We start from the raw sequence: 22,413 nt of genomic DNA, 5'->3' as shown, positions 1-22,413 counted from the left end.
ACCTCGTTGCGCGACCTGGCCTGACTCCTTTCATCGCAGCGCCCACCACTCCTGCCGGCACGCCGCTTTCCCTTCAGGGCAACTTTTACAGCTGCCGGAGAGGCAGCCCTCGCTCGTTTCGCTGATCCGGACCACCTTACCCATGGCTTCCATTCGCTCAAGCATGGCGTCAATCAGCGGCTGAGGTGTCTGCAGGCGAGCACTGAGCTGTTTCGCCTCCATGCGGCCCTGCAGGGCCAGCATATCGCGGACTTCCATTAACGACGCCACAGTCCCTCCTTAGTGGCAATCGCCAGCCGGGCTGGAACAGCAGGAGGCCGGCGTTTTTCGCGTGGCCAGCAGCGAGACGTCCACCCGGCTGCGCGCCCGGCGCAACAGGCCGAAGAGCACCACGTTGAACAACACTACCGCCAGGATACACACCAGACTGTAGCGCGGGTGATCGCTAAAGCTAACGGTCTGGTAATAGAGCGTCGAGAGCGAATAGGCGATATTCAGCCCCCACAGGATGGAGAAGGTCATCCAGCCGCGGCTTGATTCGCGGGCGATGGCGCCCATCACCGAGATGCAGGGAATATAGAGCAGGACGAAGATCAGGTAGCTGTATGCCGCCGCCGCGCTGCCAAATTTACTGCCCATCACCCCCATGGCGCCGGTGGCCATTTCGCCATCGCCTTTGCTGGCTTCGATGGGGTTGGCCAGGACGCTGAGGCTGAAGGTGTCTTTCAGTCCCTGCCATGTCTCATCGACGGCGGCGAGCAGTTCTTCGCCGAGACTGAAGGTCTGCGGATTGAATTCCTCATTCTGGATATCTTCGGCGGTATAGAGGGTGTTCAGCGTACCCACTACCACCTCTTTCGCCATCGCGCCGGTAAACAGGCCGACGGTGGCCTGCCAGTTATCTTCATGCACGCCGATCGGTTTAAACACCGGCGTAATGACCCGGCTCACCGAGGCCAGCGCGGAGTCGTTGATGTTGTCGACGACCTTACCGCTCAGTGAGAAGCTGTTCAGCGCGCTGAGGAAGATGCTGACGATGACGATCACCTTCCCGGCGCGCAGCACAAAGCCTTTCAGGCGCTGCCAGGTCTGGATAATCAGGCTCTTGATATGCGGGACGTGGTACACCGGCAGCTCCATCACGAACGGCGAGGCTTCGCCGCGCATAATGGTGTGCTTCAGCATCAGGCCGGTGAGGATGGCCATCACAATGCCCAGCACATAGAGCGAGAAGACCGCCAGCGCGCCGTTCTGACCAAAGAAGGCGGCCGCGAAGACGGCGAAGATCGCCAGCCGCGCGCCGCAGGACATAAACGGCGCCATCATAATGGTCATCAGACGCTCGCGCGGCGCGTCAAGGGTGCGGGCGCCCATCACCGACGGCACGTTGCAGCCAAAACCGACAATCAGCGGGACGAAGGATTTCCCCGGCAGGCCGAGGGCTTGCATCAGGCGATCCATCACAAAGGCGGCGCGCGCCATGTAGCCGGAGTCCTCAAGGAAGGAGAGAAACAGATACATCATGCCGATCTGCGGCACCAGCGGCAGCACGGTGTTGATACCGCCGCCGATCCCCTGGGCGAGGAACACGGTCAGCCAGTCCGGGAAGTGCAGGGTGTAACCCAGCCATTGAATGCCATGCACAAAGATCGCGACCGAGCCGGCATCGAAAATCGGCTGCAGCGCGCCGCCGATGTTGATCGCCAGCAGGAACATCAAGTACATGACAAAGAGAAAAAATACGGCAACCCGAGGAAGCGGTTGAGGATCACTTTGTCCATCGCGGCGGTGAAGCGGCTTGGTTCGGCGGTCAGGGTATTGCTGACGGCGTCGCAAATGGCGGCGATGGTCTGATAGCGCGCGTCAGCGATGTGCAGCGCCGGGTCGTCGATCTCGTCGCTGAGATTCGCCAGGGCGATATCCAGTTTATCGGCGGCGTCGCCGGCATAGGCCCGGCTGTAGATATCGCCCTCCAGCATCTGCAGACCCAGCCAGCGCCGCTGCCGGGTCGGGATCTGCGCTGACATCTGCTGCGCCAGTAGGTCAGCTTCGCGCAGCAGCGGCTGCGGATAGTGGACCAGCTCAAGATCGCTGTTCGCCTGATGACGGTCGAGGGCGATCTTCAGCGCTTCGATCCCCCGTCCGCGAGTCGATACCAGCGGAATGACCGGGCAACCGAGACGGGCGGCGAGGGCGTCGATATCGATCCGCACCTGCTGCTTTTCGGCGATATCCAGCATGTTCAGCGCGACGACGCAGGGGATCCCCAGCTCGAGCAGCTGTAGCGTCAGATAGAGGTTGCGCTCGAGGTTGGAGGCATCGACCACGTTAATCAGCATGTCGGCGTCGCCGCTCAGGATGTAGTGGCAAGCAATCTGCTCGTCCAGCGAGGTCTGCGAGGAGATGGTGGTCAGGGAGTAGGTTCCCGGGAGGTCGACCAGCGTGACCTGGTGGTCAGTGGTGGCGAAAATCCCCTCTTTACGCTCAACGGTCACCCCAGCCCAGTTGCCCACGCGCTGGCGAGCGCCGGTCAGCTGATTAAATAAGGTGGTCTTGCCGGAATTAGGATTACCAATTAAACCAACGGTTAATTTTTGCATATTTCAGACTCTTGTGCCGGGCCAGCCGTTATTGTGCAACCGCTTCCAGTTCGATTAAGGCGAGATCTTTTTTGCGTAATACCAGACTGACGCGTCGGGTTTCAATATGAACAGGATCGCCGAGCGGCGCCACGCGAACCACATGAAAAGAGGAACCGGGCAGCATGCCGAGGGAGAGCAGTTTCTGACGGTATGCTGGGCTAATATCGCGAGAAAAACCGGTAATTTTCCACGCACTATCAGGTGTGAATTGCATAGGGCCTACTTGTCTATCGCTAACCGAAGAAGAATTTTCCGGACGCCTGGAGGCAGTTGCGCCGGGGACCGTAGCCAACGAAAAAAGAAAAAACGTTCTGTAATCGATGATAATGAGAATGGTTTTTATCATCAATACATATGATGCGCTGCAGGCTATTTTTAAAGTGAAAATCACCTTTTTATTGATATGCCGCAAAGTCAGCCTGTAATCAAAAATGCGCGAAATATTATTTCGGCGATCTAATGTTTAATTAAGGTTTCTGAAGTTAACGAAATGAAAATGTTAATTTCGCTGCCTTTCAGGCGTGGAATAAAAGCAGGTTATCAGAAACAACTGAAGCTGTTTTGCGCGTGATGGCGATGGCCTGGTCATGAAAAAAAACTGCCCCTGAAAAAGGGGCAGGGAGAGTTTAGCGTTTTTTACCCATCGCTGCGGCGAGGGCATCCATCATCGCGCTGTTGCCGGCAGGCTGCGCCTCGCGACCGCGGGTTTTGGCGGCTTTCGCAGCCGGGCGATTTCCCAGCGGGCGCTCCTGACCACCGCCGCGGCGGGCGTTGCTGTCGCCCGGCTGCTCGTCGAGACGCATGGTCAGGGCGATACGCTTACGCGGCAGATCGACTTCCATCACTTTGACCTTGACGATGTCGCCCGCTTTCACCACGGTGTGCGGATCCTCAACAAACCGGTCAGAAAGCGACGAAATGTGTACCAGTCCGTCCTGATGAACGCCGATATCAACAAACGCGCCGAAGTTGGTGACGTTGGTGACGGCACCTTCCAGAATCATTCCCGGCAGCAGGTCATTCATGGTCTCCACACCATCGGCGAACTTCGCGGTCTTAAACTCCGGACGCGGATCGCGGCCCGGTTTTTCCAGCTCTTTGATAATGTCGGTGACCGTCGGGACGCCAAACTTCTCATCGGTGAAGTCCACTGCCTTCAGGTGGCGCAGCGCACTGCTATTGCCCATCAGATCTTTTAGCGCCTGCTGGGTGGCGGCCAGAATACGTTCGACCACCGGGTAAGCTTCCGGGTGAACGGTGGAGGCATCCAGCGGGTTGTCGCCGTGGTTGATACGCAGGAAGCCCGCGCACTGTTCAAAGGCTTTCGGCCCCAGACGGCTGACTTTCAGCAGCTGCTGGCGGTTCTGGAACTGACCATTCTCGTCGCGCCAGGCGACGATGTTCTGCGCCATCATGCGGGTCAGGCCGGCGACGCGGGTCAGCAGCGGAACGGAGGCGGTGTTCAGGTCAACGCCGACGGCGTTCACACAGTCTTCCACCACCGCGTCCAGCTTACGCGCCAGCTGGGTCTGGCTGACGTCGTGCTGATACTGGCCGACGCCAATGGATTTCGGGTCGATTTTCACCAGCTCGGCCAGGGGATCCTGCAGACGGCGGGCGATGGAGACCGCGCCGCGCAGCGACACGTCGAGGTCCGGAAACTCCTGCGCCGCCAGCTCGGAGGCGGAGTAAACGGAAGCCCCGGCTTCGCTGACGATCACCTTCTGGGCGGTGACCTTCGGGAACTGTTTCTGCACGTCGAGGAAGAAACGCTCGGTTTCACGCGAGGCGGTACCGTTGCCGATGGCCACCAGCTCAACGTTGTACTTCTCACACAGCGCGGCGACGGCGACGGCCGCTTTGGCGGCCTGGCCGGTGTGGGGATAGATGGTATCGGTGGCGACCAGTTTACCGGTGGCGTCGACGACGGCCACTTTCACCCCGGTGCGCAGGCCCGGATCGAGTCCCATGGTGGCGCGCAGCCCGGCGGGCGCGGCCATCAGCAGATCGTGCAGGTTGCGGGCGAAGACGTTGATTGCCTCGTCCTCCGCGCGTTCGCGCACGGTGCCCATCAGCTCGGTTTCGAGATGCATCAGGACTTTGATCCGCCAGGTCCAGCTGACGACGCCTTTACGCCAGCTGTCCGCCGGGGCGTTATTCAGGCGCAGGCCCAGGTGGTCGATAATAATTTGCTCGCCGTGGCTCTCTTTCGGCGGCTCGTCAAACTGCGGGTCAGCGTTTAAAGAGAGCTGCAGGACGCCTTCGTTGCGACCGCGGAACATCGCCAGCGCGCGATGCGACGGCACGGTGGCGATCGGTTCATGGTGATCGAAGTAGTCGCGGAATTTAGCGCCTTCCTCTTCTTTACCGCTGACGACGGTGGAGACCAGGTGGGCGTTTTTCCACAGATAGTCACGGACCTTCGCCAGCAGCGCGGCGTCTTCGGCAAACCGCTCCATCAGAATATAGCGCGCGCCGTCCAGGGCCGCTTTGCTGTCGGCTACGCCCTTATCGGCATCAATATATTTTGCGGCCTCCGCTTCCGGATCGTGGGCCGGTTCGTTCCACAGCAGGTCAGCCAGCGGTTCGAGCCCGGCTTCGATAGCGATCTGCCCGCGTGTACGGCGCTTCGGCTTGTACGGCAGGTAGAGATCTTCCAGTTCGGTTTTGCTGAGCGTGGTGTTGATGGCTTTTTCCAGCGCGTCGGTCAGTTTGCCCTGTTCAGCGATGGATTTGAGGATCGCCTGACGACGGTCTTCGAGTTCGCGCAGATAGCCGAGGCGAGTTTCCAGATTACGCAGTTGCGTGTCATCCAGACCGCCGGTGACTTCTTTACGATAACGTGCAATAAACGGCACGGTGTTCCCTTCATCAAGCAGGCGAACGGCAGCTTCTACCTGTTCGGCTCTGGCCTGAAGTTCACCCGCAATAATGCGGCAGAGCGAATCATTCATCATGGCTTTTAATTCATCTTTAGGGTCAAAAAACAGGGACTAGTTATACGGACTGACGGCTAAAAATACCAGCCGCGCCGGGCGTCTCTCGGAAAGTTCTTGTCTATTTAACGTATTCGATCTCGTTGACATACCAGCTGGCTTCGCCCGCCGGCGTGTTGACGATGGCCAGATCGCCAACCTCTTTTTTTAACAGTGCGCGCGCCATCGGCGAGTCGATGGAGATATAGTCTTTGCGGCCAAAAATTTCATCGTAACCGACGATGCGAAAGCGCTTGATATCGCCTTCATCGTTTTCAATCTCTACCCAGGCGCCGAAGAAGACTTTACCTTCCTGTTGCGGCGAGTAATCGACGATTTTCAACTGTTCCAGACATTTGGTCAGATAGCGGACCCGGCGATCGATCTCCCGCAGGCGCTTTTTGTTGTACTGGTAGTCCGCGTTCTCGCTGCGGTCGCCGAGGCTGGCGGCCCAGGTCACCTTTTTGGTCACTTCCGGACGCTCCTGGCGCCACAGGTAGTCCATCTCCTGCTTCAGTTTTTCATATCCCTCGCGGGTGATCAGCGGCGTTTTCATCGTGAGTTCAACCTTCTGACTGTCTGTCGTTGCGCACAATTTGTAGCGCGTAATAATACCGACAGGATAAATACTGTGTCTTATGATTAAATGTATACTTAACCTGCTGTTAAATATGCTTTGTAACAATTTAGCCTGGAATATATACCAGATTTAGCTGGTGAGCGCGCCGGGCTTTTTTGAGAATACGCACTGACTATTGCAGTGAACCTTTGGGAGTACAAACAATGCAAGAGAATTATAAGATTCTGGTTGTGGATGACGACATGCGCCTGCGTGCGCTGCTCGAGCGTTATCTGACCGAGCAGGGCTTCCAGGTTCGTAGCGTGGCGAACGCCGAACAGATGGATCGTCTGTTAACCCGTGAATCCTTCCACCTGATGGTGCTGGATCTGATGCTGCCGGGCGAAGATGGTCTCTCTATCTGCCGTCGTCTGCGCAGCCAGAGTAACCCGATGCCGATCATTATGGTGACGGCGAAAGGCGAAGAGGTCGATCGGATCGTGGGTCTGGAGATCGGGGCTGACGACTATATTCCGAAGCCGTTTAACCCGCGCGAACTGCTGGCCCGCATCCGGGCGGTGCTGCGCCGCCAGGCGAACGAGCTGCCGGGCGCGCCGTCGCAGGAAGAGGCGGTTATCGCCTTTGGTAAATTCAAACTGAATTTAGGCACCCGCGAGATGTTCCGTGAAGACGAGCCGATGCCGTTGACCAGCGGCGAATTCGCGGTCCTGAAGGCGCTGGTGAGCCATCCCCGTGAGCCGCTGTCGCGCGATAAGCTGATGAACCTCGCCCGCGGCCGCGAATACTCTGCGATGGAGCGCTCCATCGACGTACAGATCTCCCGCCTGCGCCGCATGGTGGAAGAGGACCCGGCGCATCCGCGCTACATCCAGACCGTCTGGGGTCTGGGCTACGTCTTCGTCCCGGACGGTTCTAAGGCATGAAACGCGTGCGCTTTTCGCCGCGCAGCTCCTTTGCTCGCACACTGCTCCTGATCGTCACCTTGCTGTTCGTCAGCCTGGTGACGACCTATCTGGTGGTACTGAATTTCGCGATCCTGCCGAGTCTCCAGCAGTTTAATAAAGTGTTAGCCTACGAAGTGCGTATGCTGATGACCGACAAACTGCAGCTGGAGGATGGCACCCAGCTGGTGGTGCCCCCGGCGTTTCGTCGTGAAATTTATCGCGAGCTGGGGATTTCGCTCTATTCCAATGAAGCGGCGGAAGACGCAGGCCTGCGCTGGGCGCAGCATTATGAATTCTTAAGTCAGCAGATGGCCCATCAGCTTGGTGGCCCCACAGAGGTGCGGGTAGAGGTCAATAAAAGCTCCCCTGTGGTGTGGCTGAAGACCTGGCTGTCGCCCAATATCTGGGTGCGGGTGCCGCTGACCGAGATCCATCAGGGCGACTTCTCGCCGCTGTTCCGCTATACCCTGGCGATCATGCTGCTGGCGATAGGCGGCGCCTGGCTGTTTATTCGTATTCAGAACCGCCCGTTGGTGGATCTGGAGCACGCGGCGCTGCAGGTCGGGCGCGGCATTATTCCGCCGCCGCTGCGCGAGTATGGCGCCTCCGAAGTGCGTTCGGTGACGCGCGCCTTTAACCATATGGCGGCGGGCGTGAAGCAGCTGGCTGATGACCGTACGCTGCTGATGGCCGGGGTCAGTCATGATTTACGAACCCCGCTGACCCGCATTCGTCTGGCCACCGAGATGATGGGCGAGCAGGACGGCTATCTCGCGGAGTCGATCAACAAAGATATCGAAGAGTGCAACGCCATCATCGAGCAGTTTATCGACTATCTGCGCACCGGGCAGGAGATGCCGATGGAGCTGGCGGATCTGAATGCGGTGCTGGGGGAAGTGATCGCTGCGGAGAGCGGCTATGAGCGGGAAATCGCCACCGCCCTGCAGGCCGGCGAAATTCCGGTACGTATGCACCCGCTGTCTATCAAGCGCGCGCTGGCGAATATGGTGGTCAACGCGGCCCGCTATGGCAATGGCTGGATCAAGGTCAGCAGCGGCAGCGAAGCGAGCCGGGCCTGGTTCCAGGTAGAAGATGACGGACCGGGGATTAAACCTGAGCAGCGGGAGCACCTGTTTCAGCCGTTTGTACGCGGCGACAGCGCCCGCAGCACCAGCGGCACCGGGCTGGGGTTGGCGATTGTTCAGCGTATTATCGACAATCACAACGGCCGGCTGGAGATTGGCTCCAGCGAACGCGGCGGGTTACTGATCCGCGCCTGGCTGCCGGTGCACCGGATGCTGGCGCCGATGAAACCCGCCAGGGAGAGCTGATCGCGCCCGCGGTTAGCTGCTCAGGATGTTGCACAATAAAAAGCCGGGCAAGCCCGGCTTTTTCACCTTTGCGCCCGTTAGCGCTGCGGTCCTGCCGCCACCAGCGCGGCGCCCGCTGGCGTATCGGTATACTTCTCAAAATTCTCAATAAACAGCTTCGCCAGCTGGTCGGCTTTTTCCTGCCACTGCTCCGGGGAACCATAGGTGCTGCGCGGATCGAGGATGTGGGTATCCACGCCCGGGAGCGCCGTCGGGATCTGCAGGTTAAACATCGGCAGGGTAAAGGTCTCCGCGTTGTCCAGCGAGCCATTGAGGATGGCGTCGATGATCGCGCGGGTATCTTTAATCGAGATGCGCTTGCCGGTGCCGTTCCAGCCGGTATTGACCAGATAAGCCTGCGCGCCAGCCGCCTGCATGCGTTTGACCAGCACTTCGGCGTACTGCGTCGGGTGCAGCGACAGGAAGGCGGCGCCGAAGCAGGCGGAGAAGGTTGGCGTGGGTTCGGTTACGCCGCGCTCGGTGCCGGCCAGTTTGGCGGTAAACCCGGACAGGAAATGGTACTGCGTCTGGTCGGCGGTCAGGCGGGAGACCGGCGGCAGGACGCCGAACGCATCGGCCGTCAGGAAGATCACTTTGGTAGCGTGACCCGCTTTAGACACCGGCTTAACAATGTTGTCGATGTGGTCGATGGGGTAGGAGACGCGGGTATTTTCGGTCTTTGAACCGTCATCGAAATCGACCGTGCCGTCGGCGCGTACCACCACGTTTTCCAGCAGGGCGTTGCGGCGGATGGCGTGATAGATATCCGGCTCGGCCGCTTCAGAGAGCTTGATGGTCTTGGCGTAGCAGCCCCCTTCGAAGTTAAACACGCCGTCGTCATCCCAGCCATGTTCGTCATCGCCAATCAGGCGGCGTTTCGGGTCGGTGGAGAGGGTGGTTTTGCCGGTGCCTGAGAGGCCGAAGAAAATGGCGACATCGCCTTTCTCGCCGACGTTGGCTGAGCAGTGCATGGAGGCGATGCCCTTCAGCGGCAGCAGGTAGTTCATGATCGAGAACATCCCTTTCTTCATCTCGCCGCCGTACCAGGTGCCGCCGATCAACTGAATGCGCTCGGTGAGGTTGAAGGCGACGAAGTTTTCCGAATTGAGGCCCTGCTCTTTCCACTGCGGATTGGTGCATTTCGCGCCGTTCATCACGATGAAGTCGGGCTCGAATTCAGCCAGCTCTTCATCGCTCGGACGGATGAACATGTTTTTAACGAAGTGCGCCTGCCAGGCCACTTCGGTAATGAAACGTACGCTGAGACGGGTATCGGCGTTGGCGCCGCAGAAAGCGTCGACGATAAACAGGCGTTTACCGGACAGTTGCTGGGTCACCAGCCCTTTCAGATGCTGCCAGGTTTCCTGCGAAAGCGGCTTGTTGTCGTTTTTACCTTTGCCTTTATCGGACCACCAGACGGTGTCGCGGGTGGTGTCGTCGCGCACGAGATACTTATCTTTCGGAGAACGACCGGTAAAAATGCCCGTGTCGACGGCGATAGCACCCAGAGTGGTTAATACGCCACGTTCGTAGCCTTCCAGGTTCGGGTCGAGCTCTTCCTGAAACAACATGTCGTAGCTGGGGTTGTGGACGATATCCTGGACGTCATTGATACCATAAGCCTTGAGATCCTGCGGGGTTAAACCATGATTAACGCGCATGTCACTGCTCCTTAGCCAAGATGTACTGCTGTAAATTGTAGGGTTAATTGCCGGGTATTGACCGCGACCAGGCTCATAGATTTACGTATCTCGACATTCCTCAGAATGACGATAAAAACGGTGACTCCTGTCACGAAGTGGAGTGGATTATCTCAGGAAATGGGCGGATGGTGGGGTTAGATGTTTCTCAATGGTTAAAAAGTAATTAAAAAAACTGCCGAAATGTGAATGTAATCGCTTTCCTGAAATTAAATTACGTAACTCTTTCAGGGAAAATCGATTCAACTCGCGAATAAATTAAAAGTCAGGCACAACGCGACAAACAACATTGCCGCCCTGTGCCTGAGAAAGATGCGGGGATTAATGAACCTGCGGATCGGCCGGAGAGGCGTTATTACGGATCTCGGCAATATCCATGGCATTGAAGATATAGTGGTTACCGCAGTAGTCGCAGTGCATATCAATTTCGCCTTCGTCGGCGAGGATGCTATCAATCTCTTCATCCGGCAGCGTCTTCAGCGCGCCGGCGCAGCGTTCGCGGGAGCAGGTGCACTTGAACTCCACGCTCTGCGGGTCGTAGACCGTGACTTCTTCTTCATGGTACAGACGCCACAGCACATCATTTGCCGGCAGGGTGAACAGCTCTTCCGCCTTAATGGTCTCGGTAAGCGTCGCCAGGTGCTCGAAGTCGGCAGTCTGGGCATCCTGCGCCGGCATCACCTGCAGCAGCATCCCGCCCGCCATCGGCTGGCCTTCATGATCGCCGGTGCGGATGATAAGGCGCGTCGGCAGCTGCTCTGAACGCTGGAAATAATCTTCCAGGCAGGCGGCCAGCGTATCGCCTTCCAGACCGACCACGCCCTGATAGCGCTCACCTTCTTCCGGAGAGATGGTAATGACCAGGTAGCCGTTGCCGACCATCGTTTTCAGATCCGCATCGTCCGCAATCTCGCCCTGCACGCGCGCGACGCCGCGCAGCTGCTGCTGGTTATTGCCGTTGATCACCGCCAGCTGTAAAGGGCCATCCCCCTGCAGCTGTACGGTAATGTCGCCGGCAAACTTCAGCGTCGCGGTCAGCAGACTGGTGGCGACCAACAGCTCCGCCAGCACCGTTTTGACCGGTTGGGGATAGGTGTGATTCGCCAGAATCTGTTCCAGGGTTTCCGACACCGTCACCAGCTCGCCGCGCACGGCATAGTTTTCAAACAGATAACGATGTAATTGATCGTGTTGAGTCATAATCATCTCTCTTTCTGGCGCGAGTTATTCACTCTCGCCGTGTTTAAATCTCATCAGGTCGCGGCGCTCTTTCTTGTCCGGACGTCTGTCAGGGTGCGGCATGGTCAGGGCGTTCATTTTGCGCGCCAGGGCCATTTTTTCACGCTTCTCGATACTCTCCGCCGTCTCTTCATACAGGTTGACGGCTTCGCTTGCCGGGCGGCGCTGTTCGGTAATGCCGATAATGCGCACCGTCCGCTCGTCGTTGCCCTGGCGCAGCGTCAGCATGGCGTCGAGTTCGACGATTTTTCCGGGTTTGCTACGTTGTCCGTTGTAATGCACCTTGCCGCCTTCAATCATTTCCCGCGCCAGCGCGCGGGTTTTGTAAAAGCGGGCGGCCCAAAGCCATTTGTCCAGTCTGACGGTTTCGGTGGGCTTCTCTTTCATCGCCTCTCCTTCGGGGTAAGCGAAGGGATCAGTCGTCGGTAATCATTCAGCCCCGGATGGCGCAGATACTGCTTTTCCGCCAGTCCGGAGTCAGGATTGGTAATACCCAGGCAGTAACGAATGCCAAACTCCCTCGCGGCATCCAGTATCGCCTCGCTGTCGTCGACAAACAGCGTTTTGTGCGCCTCAAGGCCAGTTTCCTCCGCCACGGCGCGCCACAGACGCTGATCCTCTTTCGGATAACCAAATGTGTGGGTGGAAAGTAATAAATCAAGGTGCGCGTCCAGGCCGGTGTGTTTGAGCTTCACCGCCAGATTGTGGGGATGGGCATTGGTCAACAGAATGCGTCGCTTACCGCAGGCCTTGAGCGCATCAAGGAACGGCACGGTATCCTCGCGCAGCGTGGCGCGCGGACCTTGTTCGCTGGTCATCGCACAAATATCCAAACCCAGGCGCTCGCTCCAGTAATCCAGACAGTACCAGTTTAGCGTATGCTGCACGGCGTGATACTCCTGGCGCATGGCGTCTTTCGCCTCCTGCAAATTGAGGCCGCGGGCGGCCCCCCAGGTTTCAGGCACCAGCGTTTGCCAGAAGTAGTTGTCGAAGGCGAGGTCCAGGAGCGTGCCGTCCATATCCAGCAGAACGGTATCGACCTCCTGCCAGGCGATATCAAAGTGCATGATGACTCTCCAGCGAGCGGAAAATGGGCGACAGGGTATCACACCCTGTCGCCGGGAAAATTAATCTTGCGAGTCAGATGAGGGGAGCAAAACCGGATTAAGGCAGCTTTCGTAATATTTCTGAATCTCTTCCATACGCTGACGATGGCGTTGATAACGACGCAGGGCCTGCACGGCGTGGTAAGCCATGCACCCCACCATTGACAGCAGCAGCAGGGTGATGCCCAGATAACGCCACAGGCCGCTGCGGTCGGGGATGCGATGCAGGTTGATATGCTGCGTGCCGTTGGCGTCAGTAAACAGGTTGGTAACGATACCTTCGGCATGGAAGGGGGTATGCATGAGCATACCGGCCAGCCGCCGCAGTTCGCCCCACTGCTCATGGGCCGGATAATCATACAGACTCACCGCCGGCCACGGCTGATTGACCAGTACGCTGCCCTCATCGCTGGCGATAAGAAAACCGCCGGGAGCCGGGCTGTTCAGCGCCTGCGCGGCCCGTGAGGTTTCGCGTATCACAAAGGGCGCGGTTGAGGTGGTCACCAGATTCTCCAGCGACTCGGCGCTGACCGGCCGCAGCAGCACGTTCACGCCATCCAGCTTGCCGGCGGTGGCGCGCTTGGTTAACGTTTCCCAGTTACGGGTATTGCCAAGATTGACCAACGCATTCTTCAGCCGCAGGCAATCATCCTTTGCCGAGCAGAGATCGTTAGTTTTCTGCACGATATCGCCGAAATCATCCAGTAGCACCATGCCTGATTTCTGAATGGCGGAGCGTAGGGCAGGGCTGACGCGGGAATCATCGTCGGTTTCCGGGTGCAGCTGGCGCTGGACGGACTGCATCAGGGCGGTCGCTTTGCTGACAATGTCAGACTCCGGCAGCGGCAGAGGAGGGGCGTCGTTCCACACAATCTGTGAACAATCGAAAGGCAGGAACGGCGAATCCTCTTTGGCGGACCAACTGCCCGGCGTGCGGATATTACACATCCCGGTACCGGTCAGGCGCAGCGTATCGCCAATGCGCACATGGGCTTTTTCCAGCTGGCTGACGGTAGTGGCTTCAATCGTTTGCGCGCCCTTCAGCCACGACAGGGTGAACTTAAACGGCATATTCAACGGTACGCTGGCCCACAGCATAATCACCACCACCAGGGCGCCGGCGGCGATAATCGCGCTGCGTAGCCAGTACTGCAGCGGGAAGTTTTTCACTTCATCATGAAGCGACAGGTAGCGTCCCTGACGGGCCACGTGGCGGTTGAGATAGATATCAATATCGGTCTGCTGCCCCAGGTCCTGGGCAATCCAGGGTTGCCAGTGGCGCGGATAGATGAGATCGATAATGCCCAGCGAGATGTTATTGATTTGCTCCTGATCGTTTTCGCCAAACAATCCCCAGCGCTTAGGGACGCCCCGCAGGCAATGGATTTCGCGCAGCGCGGCGCGACGCGGCGGGGCATAAATCCCCCACAGTCCGGCGGCGAGCAGCAACAAACCTGCGGCGACCAGCCAGGGGGTAAAGACAGCTGGCCCAATCAGGCTGAAATAAAAGAACAGAAAGGAGGCGACGATCAGGATCGCTTCGCGCAGCCCGTCCGGGCGATTCAGAGCGTGTTCTTCAGGCGTTTCCCGACGGATCTGCCGCAACTCTACCTGCTCGCTCTCTTCGCCGCGAATGGAGGCCTGGGTGGCCGAAGCGCGTTCCAGGGCGTAGCTTTGCGCTTCCTGGCGATAGTCGCTCAGGCTATGACCGTTAAGGGTGATAACCAGCGGCAGGCTGTCGGTGGGGATCAGCTCGACGCTGTTTTCATCGTTGATATGCTGTTCCCAGAACGGCGGCAGATGAACTTCAACCGAATCGAGGAAATAGCGCCATTTATTCGGCGCGTCGGTGGTGATCCCGTAGCGGGTGATGGCGCGTGTCACCGCATAGACGGTATCACTCTGTTCGTTCAGCGCCAGAGCGACAGGCGCGCTGGTCGCACCGGACGCCGGCACCTGCTGGGCGTGGCTCAACTCGGCAACATACTTCTCAATAGCCTGGCGCTCATCCGCAGGAAGCTGCCGCGTGGTAGCGTCGCTAAAGGCGTGCAGTAGGGGGAGTCGGCGGCGTCTGGCGTGAGCGCGATACCACCATCCGATGAGCAATACGCAGATTAGCAGAGCTGTAAGGAATATCAGAAAGGTGCCCATGCCCATCCCATCAAAGTTATTTTTTTCTTACGAAATCGTCGGTGAACGTGAAGACTAACGTCAAGCTGCAGTGTTAGCGGCGCACCTGCTTACAGGGTAGTGAATATGTCATGCAGCAGCGCACAAGCTTACCAAAAACGTTAAAGCGCAGAAATCGGTAAATTCTCAAAGCGAATTCAAGCTATTGACTTTTTTATCTTTATTACTTTCTCCCCTGCAGGGAAAAGGTTACAACTCTGTAAATAAGTAGCAATTTGGATTGCCGAAAGCGTGTTGCGTATCGCACAATGACTGCTTAATCACAGCATAGACCGATGACAATGAGCAAATCATTACAAAAACCCACCATTCTCAATGTTGAAACTGTCGCCCGTTCGCGCCTCTTTAATGTCGAAAGCGTCGATCTGGAGTTCAGCAACGGTGTGCGTCGCGTTTATGAACGTATGCGGCCTTCCACCCGTGAAGCGGTGATGATTGTGCCGATTGTGGATGATCACATTATTTTGATTCGTGAGTATGCCGTGGGGACGGAGTCCTACGAGCTGGGCTTCTCCAAAGGGCTGATTGATCCAGGTGAAACCGTGGATGAAGCGGCCAATCGCGAGCTGAAAGAAGAGGTTGGCTATGGCGCCAATAAGCTGACGTTTTTGAAGAAGCTCAGTATGGCCCCCTCCTACTTCTCCAGCAAAATGAATATCATGGTGGCGGAAGATCTCTATCCGGAGTCACTGCCGGGCGATGAACCTGAGCCGCTACCGCAGGTGCGCTGGCCGCTGGCGCAGCTGATGTCGCTGCTGGATGAAGAAGATTTTAACGAGGCCCGTAACGTCAGCGCGTTGTTTTTAGTGCGGGAATGGCTGCAGGCCCAGGGCCGACTCTGAACGAGCGTCCACGCTAAGCAGCAATAAAAAAGCGCCCGCAGGCGCTTTTTTTGTCAGAACAATTCGTGGGTTTCACCGCCGCCGTCAGTCAGGGTGGTGCCCACCTCACGGACTGCCTGCTGGGTGGGCTGGGTTCCTTCAATAAAGTACTCCGCCCGGCTATTGCCCCCATTCGCCAACTGACCGGTGCTACGGTCGATATTCACCGTGACGATACCCGGCGGCGGAGTTAACGGTTCTTCCGGAACGCCTTCCAGCACGCTCTTCATAAAGCTGTCCCAGGCCGGCTGGGCGCTTTTGGCACCGCCTTCATAGCCAGAGATCTGATCTTTAATCGCTCCGGAGGCGGTGGTCCGGCCAAGATCGCGACGATGATCGTCAAAGCCGATCCAAACCGAGGTCACCACGCCCGGTCCGTAGCCTGAGAACCAGGCGTCCTTCGAGCTGTTGGTGGTCCCGGTTTTCCCACCGATGTCATGCCGCTGCAGATCGCGTCCGGCGCGCCAGCCGGTGCCCATCCAGCCCGGCTCGCCAAAGATGTTGCTGTTCAGCGCGCTCTTGATCAGGAAGGCCAGCGGTGTGTTAATCACATGCGGCGCGTATTCCTGTGCGCCGCTCTGCGCGACCAGCGACTGGTTGGCCTGCTCCAGCTGCGGCTGCGGCGGCACGTTGCCATTCTGCGGTTCCGCGGAGGTGGCGACATCTTCCACATCCTTGTTTTCCAGCACGTTGGATTTTGGCGTATCGCCGTAAATTACCGGTAAATCACACTGCGGACAGGCAATTTTAGGACGCTCCTCGAAGAGGACCCCGCCCTGATCGTTCTCAATCTTACTGATAAAGAAAGGATTGACCAGGAAGCCGCCGTTGGCCATCACCGAATAACCGCGAGCGACCTGCAGGGGCGTAAAGGAGGCTGAGCCCAGCGCCAACGATTCCGTGTGGACAATGTTCTGCGCCGGGAAGCCAAAGCGCTGCAGATACTCGGCGGCGTAGTCTACGCCCATGGCGCGCATAGCGCGCACCATCACCACGTTTTTCGACTGCCCCAGGCCCTGGCGTAAACGAATCGGACCGGCATACTGCGGCGGCGAGTTCTTCGGCCGCCAGTCGGAACCTGCGCCCGCATCCCAGCGCGAGATCGGCACATCGTTGAGCATACTTGCCAGCGTTAAGCCTTTATCCATCGCGGCGGTATAGAGGAACGGTTTAATGTTGGAGCCGACCTGGCGCAGCGCCTGGGTGGCGCGGTTGAACTTGCTCTGGTTAAAGTCAAACCCGCCGACAAGGGCAATAATCGCGCCGTTTTGCGGGTTAATGGAGACCAGCGCTGAGTTGACGTCCGGGAGCTGGGACAGCCACCAGCTGTCACCCACCTTGCGTACCCAGATCTGCTGCCCGGCCTGCACAACGTCGTTGACTTTACGCGGGGTCGCCCCTTGCTGCGTATCTGAGATAAAGCGACGGGCCCAGCGCACGCCCTCCATCGTCAGCGAAACGGAGTCGCCGTTAGCCAACAGCGCGACAGCCTCCTGGGCATTCGCGGAGGTGACCACCGCCGGGAAAAGCGGACCGTAGCCAGACTGACGCTTCAGCGAATCGACGATCTTCTTCGTCTCCCACGGCGTTTCGCCGACTTTCCACAGTACGCTGGCCGGGCCGCGGTAGCCGTGACGCATATCGTAATCCAGCACGTTATTGCGTACCGCCTGCTGGGCCGCCTGCTGGTTTTTACGGGTAATGGTGGTGTAGACCCGATAACCATCTTCGTAGGCCTGCTCGCCGTAGCGATTCACCATCTCCTGGCGCACCATTTCACTCAGGTAAGGGGCGGAGAAGGCGATTTTCGGCGCGTGATAGCTGGCGTCGATGGGTTCGCTGCGCGCCTCATCGTATTGCGCCTGGGTGATGTATCCTTCGCTCAGCATACGCGACAGCACCACGTTGCGACGGGCGGTCGCGCGATCCATCGAATAGAGCGGGTTAAAAGTGGAAGGCGCTTTCGGCAGACCGGCAATCACCGCCATCTCACTCAGGGTCAGTTGGTCGATAGGTTTGCCAAAATAGACCTGCGCCGCGGCGCCGACGCCATAGGCGCGGTAGCCGAGGTAGATCTTGTTCAGATACAGCTCAAGGATTTCATCTTTATTCAGCAACTGCTCGATGCGGATGGCCAGAAAGGCCTCTTTAATCTTACGCATCAACGTCTTCTCGGGGCTGAGAAAGAAGTTACGCGCTAACTGCTGGGTGATGGTGCTGGCGCCCTGGGAGGCGTGGCCTGAAAACATCGCCACGCTGGCGGCGCGGAAAATACCTACCGGATCGACGCCATGGTGCTCATAGAAGCGGCTGTCTTCGGTGGCGATAAACGCTTTCACCAGCTCGGGGGGAATTTGCTGCAACGTCACAGGGATACGGCGCTTTTCGCCGTACTGCGCAATAAGCTCACCGTCGGCGCTATAGACCTGCATCGGGATCTGCAAACGCACATCCTTCAGGGTTGCGACGTCGGGGAGTTGCGGCTCTATGTATTTGTAGAGGCCAAAAATCGAGCCTGCTCCCAGCAGTACGCAACAGACTGCAAGGATCAATAGATACTTTACGAACTTCACCGGTGTTTTCCCATTTAGTTTTATTTGGGCAGTTTATAAACAAACGCGCGGTAGTATAAAGGCAAGCCAGGTGCATTGATATAGCCGGGCAGTTTTGCCGGATAAGGAGATCGTAAGCATGGCTTTCAGAAACTGGCGGCTTGGAATGCATATCCAACAGGATAGCATTGCCATTGTCGCGCTATTGCATGAACGTTCACACTGGGCGCTGCGCCGCTGGTGGCGTATCCCATTGCCGCCGGGGCTGGTACGTCAGGGAATGGTGGCGGACGTCAGCGCACTCGGTTCGCGGCTGGCCGCCTGGCGGCGGGAGCTACCGGCGCAGCATCAGGTTAGTATCGCCTTTCCCGCGGTGCGCACACTGCAAAAGCGTCTTCCGTATCCCCAGTTCGCCCTGCGGGAGCGGGAACAGGCGACGTGGGTAGCCAGCGCCATGAGCCAGCAGCTGGCAATGCCTGCCTCCGCGCTATGTATTGATTATGCGCCCACCTCGCGGGATGACGGCTGGCAGGTTACGGCGGCGCAGCGGCTGGATATCAATGTTCTGCGGGAGCTGGCAGGGCGGCTGCGGCTGCGGGTGGCGGCCATCGTACCGGATGCCAGTGCGCTCGGCGCCTTTTTTCCCCTGGATGACTGCGGCAGACCAGGGCCTGGCGTGGCGGGATGAAAAGCGCTGGCTGTGGGCGACCCGTGAGGCCTGGGGCAGTGACGCCTGCGCTGATGTCGGGTCCTTAAGCCAGCTGGCGGGGCAGCTTCAGGTTCCGCTGCGCCTGTGTATTGACGCGGGCGATGAGGCCAGTCGCTTTGATGTCTGGCAAGTGATTCACCGTCGGCAGCCCCCGCTGCCAGCCGATGGCGATCGTTACGCCATTGCCCTTGGGCTGGCGCTGGGAGGCGGGCGGCATGACGCATGTCGTTAATCTTCTTCCCTGGAGCGACCTGCGTCGCCGCCAGCGCCTGCGCTACGTCCTGTTGTTAACCATCGGCATTGTGCTGCTGGGCGGGATGGGCCTGCTGGTGAGCCGAACGGCGCGTCTGCAGCGCGACTTCCTGGCGACGCTTCACACGACGGCCGACGCGCAGCTGCTCGCCTCGCTTAAGCAGCGCGAGCAGGCGATGCGTGAGGCGTGGCAGCAGCATCAACGGCAGCGCCAGCAGTACCAGCGCAGATCGGCGATCGCCGCCTGGCAACCCAGGCTGCAGGCGCTGGCGGCAGATCTGCCCGCGCAGGCGTGGCTGACGCGGCTGGAGTACCACGGCGTACTCCTCACGCTGGACGGCCTGGCCCTTAACCTGCAGGCGTTAACCAGCGTGGAGGCTGCGCTGACTCGCGTCGCGGGATTCGCGCCGGCAAAAGCCGGCGGGACCCAGCGCGACGCCGAGGGGCGTTGGCAGTTCAGTTTTACCCTGACGGGAGCGCGCGCTGATGCGGATTAACCTTCGGGGCGCCTGGACGGGGCTGCCGATCCTGCTCGCAATGGGGCTGTCGGGAGGCGGCGTGGCGCTCTGGCGCGATCTGCGCCCTCCGCAGGCGGCGGTAACCCGTGATGCGGCGTTGCAAACGCAGTGGCGGCGGATCATGGCGCTGCGCATCCCCGGCGAGGAAAATCCCGGGGCGCGCATCGACACGCAGTCATTTTCGCCCATAGCCATTCCGCTCTCCGGAGCGAAGCTTATCGCCTGGCGTCCGCAGGGAAGCGGCGGCGAGATGGAGCTGACCCTGTCCTGGTCAACGGTACCCGCGCTTTTTTCCTGGCTGGCGCGCTGCGGGATGAATCCGCGTTCGTTTTCGCTGGGCCGTGAGGCGCAGACGCTCCGCCTGCGACTGCTGCTGGAGGCGGAAGATGAGCGGTAAACGCTGGATCTTCCTGTGGCTACCGCTGTCGCTGCTGGCGGCCGAGCGTGACCCTTTCCAGCCGGTTGAGGATCCCTGCCGCACGGCGCAGCTTTCGCAATGGCGCTATGGCGGGGCGGTTGGGGATGAGGCTGGCTGGACGGGGTTTCTGCAGGATGGGAACGGAAAGTGGCGACGGGTACGCATGGATGAGCAATTGCCCACGGGCTGGCGGGTGAGCCGGCTGACGGCCGGTGAGCTGGACATCGTCACGTCTTCGGGATGTGAACCGCCAGCGTGGCGCTGGCAACGTGAAGGGAAACAACATGATGCGATGGATAAGCCTGCTGCTTCTGCTGCTGCCGCTGGCGGTGGCCCCCGCCGCCCGCAATGATAAACCGGTTTCGCTGGTGATTGACGATGCGCCAGTGGCCCAGGTGCTGCAAGCCCTGGCCGAAATGAACCATAAAAACCTCGTCGTCGCGCCGGACGTCAGCGGCACGCTCTCCCTGCGTCTGCAGAAGGTTCCCTGGAGCCAGGCGCTGCGGGCGGTAGCGGATAGCGCGGGTCTCTCTTTGCAACAGCAGGGGGCGGTCATCTACGCGCACACTCAGGCCTGGCAAAAGGCAAATCAGGCGCAGCGTGAAGCCGAACAGGAGAAACGCCTGCAGAACCTGCCCCTGCAGGCGGAGAGCGTGACCCTGCACTTTGCCGACGCTGAGGAGCTGGCTAAAAGCGGCGGAAAGCTGCTCAGCGCCAGGGGACACCTGATGGCGGACAAGCGGACTAATCGGCTGCTGATCCGCGATGATGCCCGGCACCTGCCGGCGTTGAAGGCCTGGGCGCAGGAGATGGATCTGCCGGTCGGCCAGGTGGAGCTGGCCGCCCATATCGTGTCGATGAGCGAAACCAGCCTTCGTGAGCTGGGGGTGAAGTGGCGGCTTGCGGAAGCCGGAAGCCCGCCAGGCTCCGGGCAAATCACCACCCTAAGCAGCGATGTATCGGTAAACGATGCCAGCACCCGCGCAGGGTTTAACATCGGCAAGATCAACGGTCGCTTGCTTGAGCTGGAGCTATCCGCGCTGGAGCGCAAGCAGCAGGTCGAAATTATTGCCAGCCCGCGTTTATTGGCCTCCCACATGCAGCCTGCCAGCATCAAGCAGGGAAGCGAGATCCCCTATCAGGTTTCCAGTGGCGAAAGCGGCGCCACTTCGGTGGAGTTCAAAGAGGCGGTGCTGGGCATGGAGGTCACGCCGACGGTGCTGCAGCAGGGAAGAGTGCGGCTTAAGCTGCGAATAAGCGAGAATACGCCAGGCCAGGTGCTGAAGCAGGAAAACGGCGAAGCGCTGGCCATCGATAAGCAGGAGATAGAGACCCTGGTGGAAGTTCGCAGCGGCGAGACTTTAGCGTTGGGCGGCATCTTTTCGCAGAAAAACAAAACCGCCCGCGACAGCGTCCCGCTGCTTGGCGATATCCCGGTACTGGGACGTCTGTTTCGTCGTGACGGGAAAGATAATGAACGTCGCGAACTGGTTGTCTTTATTACGCCACGGATTCTGGCAGTACGTTAAGCAGGTTTTTCATGCTAAACACGTTTCAGGTGTTTGACGTGAGGACGGATTTAGCATACAAGGGGTACCGATTTGAGAGTCGGGTACGACATCAATCCTCCCTTTATTGTCCGGCGATTTTATTCAGTTGCCAAACCAGCCGGAGTATTGAGATAATTTTTAGTCTGACTCTCGCTCTATTGCATATGAGGTTTCAGTTCATGCCCTGCGGCGCTGGGTGTCTGCGAAGCGGGTTTATCATTAACGAATAGTCTTAGTAGTACCGAAAAAATGGCAGAGAAACGCAATATCTTTCTGGTTGGGCCTATGGGTGCCGGCAAAAGCACTATTGGGCGCCAGTTAGCCCAACAGCTCAACATGGAATTTTACGATTCTGATCAAGAGATTGAGAAACGCACTGGCGCTGATGTGGGCTGGGTCTTCGATGTTGAAGGCGAAGAAGGCTTCCGTGACCGTGAAGAGAAAATTATCAATGAGTTGACGGAAAAACAGGGGATTGTGCTGGCGACTGGCGGCGGCTCTGTAAAATCCCGTGAAACGCGTAACCGTCTCTCCGCCCGCGGCGTGGTGGTCTACCTGGAAACTACGATCGAGAAGCAGTTGGCCCGTACGCAGCGCGATAAAAAGCGTCCTTTGCTACAAGTCGATGCGCCGCCTCGTGAAGTGCTGGAAGCGCTGGCTGACGAGCGTAACCCGCTGTATGAAGAGATCGCCGATGTGACTATCCGCACAGACGATCAGAGTGCGAAAGTCGTCGCGAACCAGATTATTCATATGCTGGAAAGCAACTGATTCTGGCTTAATAAAA

The 22,413-nt window shown here is 58.6% G+C and carries 18 protein-coding genes and 2 pseudogenes; 9 read left to right on the top strand and 11 right to left on the bottom strand.

Annotation, left to right across the window (positions count from 1 at the left end):
• Positions 1 to 30: 30 nt before the first annotated feature.
• The 5 genes and pseudogenes from feoC to greB form a co-directional block, all read right to left on the bottom strand.
• A complete protein-coding gene (gene feoC / locus HMPREF1024_RS12270; RefSeq protein ID WP_002920509.1) occupies positions 31 to 270 on the bottom strand; it encodes a [Fe-S]-dependent transcriptional repressor FeoC in 240 nt (79 codons plus the stop codon).
• Positions 271 to 279: 9 nt separating this feature from the next.
• Positions 280 to 2,600 (bottom strand): annotated as a pseudogene (gene feoB, locus HMPREF1024_RS30650) (Fe(2+) transporter permease subunit FeoB).
• 28 nt (positions 2,601 to 2,628) lie between these two features.
• The gene (feoA, locus tag HMPREF1024_RS12275) at positions 2,629 to 2,856 is read right to left on the bottom strand and encodes a ferrous iron transporter A (protein WP_002920506.1); all 228 of its coding nucleotides are present in this window, start codon (positions 2,854 to 2,856) and stop codon (positions 2,629 to 2,631) included.
• 412 nt (positions 2,857 to 3,268) lie between these two features.
• Positions 3,269 to 5,599, bottom strand: a complete 2,331-nt coding sequence (locus HMPREF1024_RS12280) for a Tex family protein (protein ID WP_004174023.1) — start codon at positions 5,597 to 5,599, stop codon at positions 3,269 to 3,271.
• A 100-nt stretch (positions 5,600 to 5,699) separates the two neighbouring features.
• Positions 5,700 to 6,173 (bottom strand): transcription elongation factor GreB, encoded by a 474-nt coding sequence (greB, locus tag HMPREF1024_RS12285; RefSeq protein ID WP_002920503.1) that lies wholly within the window; start codon positions 6,171 to 6,173, stop codon positions 5,700 to 5,702.
• Between the two features lie 227 nt (positions 6,174 to 6,400).
• On the opposite strand from greB, the gene ompR reads away from it, so the two are divergent.
• Both ompR and envZ read left to right on the top strand, forming a co-directional pair.
• Positions 6,401 to 7,120, top strand: coding sequence for a two-component system response regulator OmpR (gene ompR / locus HMPREF1024_RS12290; RefSeq protein WP_001157751.1), 720 nt, complete (start codon positions 6,401 to 6,403; stop codon positions 7,118 to 7,120).
• On the top strand, positions 7,117 to 8,472 hold the full coding sequence (gene envZ, locus HMPREF1024_RS12295) for a two-component system sensor histidine kinase EnvZ (protein WP_002920333.1): 1,356 nt from the start codon (positions 7,117 to 7,119) through the stop codon (positions 8,470 to 8,472). Before ompR ends, envZ begins: the two co-directional genes overlap by 4 nt.
• A 77-nt stretch (positions 8,473 to 8,549) precedes the next feature.
• Here the strand turns inward: envZ and pckA are convergent, their stop codons facing one another.
• The 5 genes from pckA to HMPREF1024_RS12320 form a co-directional block, all read right to left on the bottom strand.
• Positions 8,550 to 10,172 (bottom strand): phosphoenolpyruvate carboxykinase (ATP), encoded by a 1,623-nt coding sequence (pckA, locus tag HMPREF1024_RS12300; RefSeq protein ID WP_002920331.1) that lies wholly within the window; start codon positions 10,170 to 10,172, stop codon positions 8,550 to 8,552.
• 360 nt (positions 10,173 to 10,532) lie between these two features.
• Positions 10,533 to 11,417: an Hsp33 family molecular chaperone HslO gene (gene hslO, locus HMPREF1024_RS12305; RefSeq protein WP_004188324.1), complete on the bottom strand. Its 885-nt coding sequence runs from the start codon at positions 11,415 to 11,417 to the stop codon at positions 10,533 to 10,535.
• A gap of 18 nt (positions 11,418 to 11,435) precedes the next feature.
• On the bottom strand, positions 11,436 to 11,837 hold the full coding sequence (hslR, locus tag HMPREF1024_RS12310; RefSeq protein WP_002920326.1) for a ribosome-associated heat shock protein Hsp15: 402 nt from the start codon (positions 11,835 to 11,837) through the stop codon (positions 11,436 to 11,438).
• Entirely contained in the window at positions 11,834 to 12,517 is a 684-nt protein-coding gene (yrfG, locus tag HMPREF1024_RS12315; protein ID WP_004181456.1) for a GMP/IMP nucleotidase, read from the bottom strand. Before yrfG ends, hslR begins: the two co-directional genes overlap by 4 nt.
• Positions 12,518 to 12,577: 60 nt before the next feature.
• Entirely contained in the window at positions 12,578 to 14,707 is a 2,130-nt protein-coding gene (locus tag HMPREF1024_RS12320; RefSeq protein ID WP_004174025.1) for an intracellular growth attenuator family protein, read from the bottom strand.
• Positions 14,708 to 15,027: 320 nt separating this feature from the next.
• On the opposite strand from HMPREF1024_RS12320, the gene nudE reads away from it, so the two are divergent.
• The gene (gene nudE / locus HMPREF1024_RS12325) at positions 15,028 to 15,588 is read left to right on the top strand and encodes an ADP compounds hydrolase NudE (RefSeq protein ID WP_002920321.1); all 561 of its coding nucleotides are present in this window, start codon (positions 15,028 to 15,030) and stop codon (positions 15,586 to 15,588) included.
• A gap of 53 nt (positions 15,589 to 15,641) precedes the next feature.
• Here the strand turns inward: nudE and mrcA are convergent, their stop codons facing one another.
• Positions 15,642 to 18,200, bottom strand: a complete 2,559-nt coding sequence (gene mrcA, locus HMPREF1024_RS12330; RefSeq protein ID WP_004185951.1) for a peptidoglycan glycosyltransferase/peptidoglycan DD-transpeptidase MrcA — start codon at positions 18,198 to 18,200, stop codon at positions 15,642 to 15,644.
• 118 nt (positions 18,201 to 18,318) lie between these two features.
• Here mrcA and HMPREF1024_RS0126590 point away from each other — a divergent pair.
• The 6 genes and pseudogenes from HMPREF1024_RS0126590 (at position 18,319) to aroK (ending at position 22,397) form a co-directional block, all read left to right on the top strand.
• A pseudogene (locus HMPREF1024_RS0126590) lies at positions 18,319 to 19,120 on the top strand (pilus assembly protein).
• On the top strand, positions 19,104 to 19,637 hold the full coding sequence (locus HMPREF1024_RS12335) for a PilN domain-containing protein (protein WP_009308727.1): 534 nt from the start codon (positions 19,104 to 19,106) through the stop codon (positions 19,635 to 19,637). Before HMPREF1024_RS0126590 ends, HMPREF1024_RS12335 begins: the two are co-directional and overlap by 17 nt.
• On the top strand, positions 19,627 to 20,055 hold the full coding sequence (locus tag HMPREF1024_RS12340) for a hypothetical protein (protein ID WP_004151403.1): 429 nt from the start codon (positions 19,627 to 19,629) through the stop codon (positions 20,053 to 20,055). Before HMPREF1024_RS12335 ends, HMPREF1024_RS12340 begins: the two co-directional genes overlap by 11 nt.
• Complete coding sequence (locus HMPREF1024_RS0126585; RefSeq protein ID WP_002920279.1) at positions 20,045 to 20,428, top strand: HofP DNA utilization family protein; 384 nt, start codon at positions 20,045 to 20,047, stop codon at positions 20,426 to 20,428. The genes HMPREF1024_RS12340 and HMPREF1024_RS0126585 overlap by 11 nt, the downstream gene beginning before the upstream one ends.
• Positions 20,361 to 21,605: a DNA uptake porin HofQ gene (gene hofQ, locus HMPREF1024_RS12345; protein ID WP_009308726.1), complete on the top strand. Its 1,245-nt coding sequence runs from the start codon at positions 20,361 to 20,363 to the stop codon at positions 21,603 to 21,605. The genes HMPREF1024_RS0126585 and hofQ overlap by 68 nt, the downstream gene beginning before the upstream one ends.
• A 270-nt stretch (positions 21,606 to 21,875) precedes the next feature.
• A complete protein-coding gene (gene aroK, locus HMPREF1024_RS12350) occupies positions 21,876 to 22,397 on the top strand; it encodes a shikimate kinase AroK (RefSeq protein ID WP_002920267.1) in 522 nt (173 codons plus the stop codon).
• Positions 22,398 to 22,413 lie beyond the last annotated feature (16 nt).

The sequence above is a fragment of the Klebsiella sp. 4_1_44FAA genome, from assembly GCF_000238715.1.
Classification (GTDB): Bacteria; Pseudomonadota; Gammaproteobacteria; order Enterobacterales; family Enterobacteriaceae; genus Klebsiella; species Klebsiella pneumoniae.
This window is presented reverse-complemented; position numbering and strand designations above follow the sequence as displayed.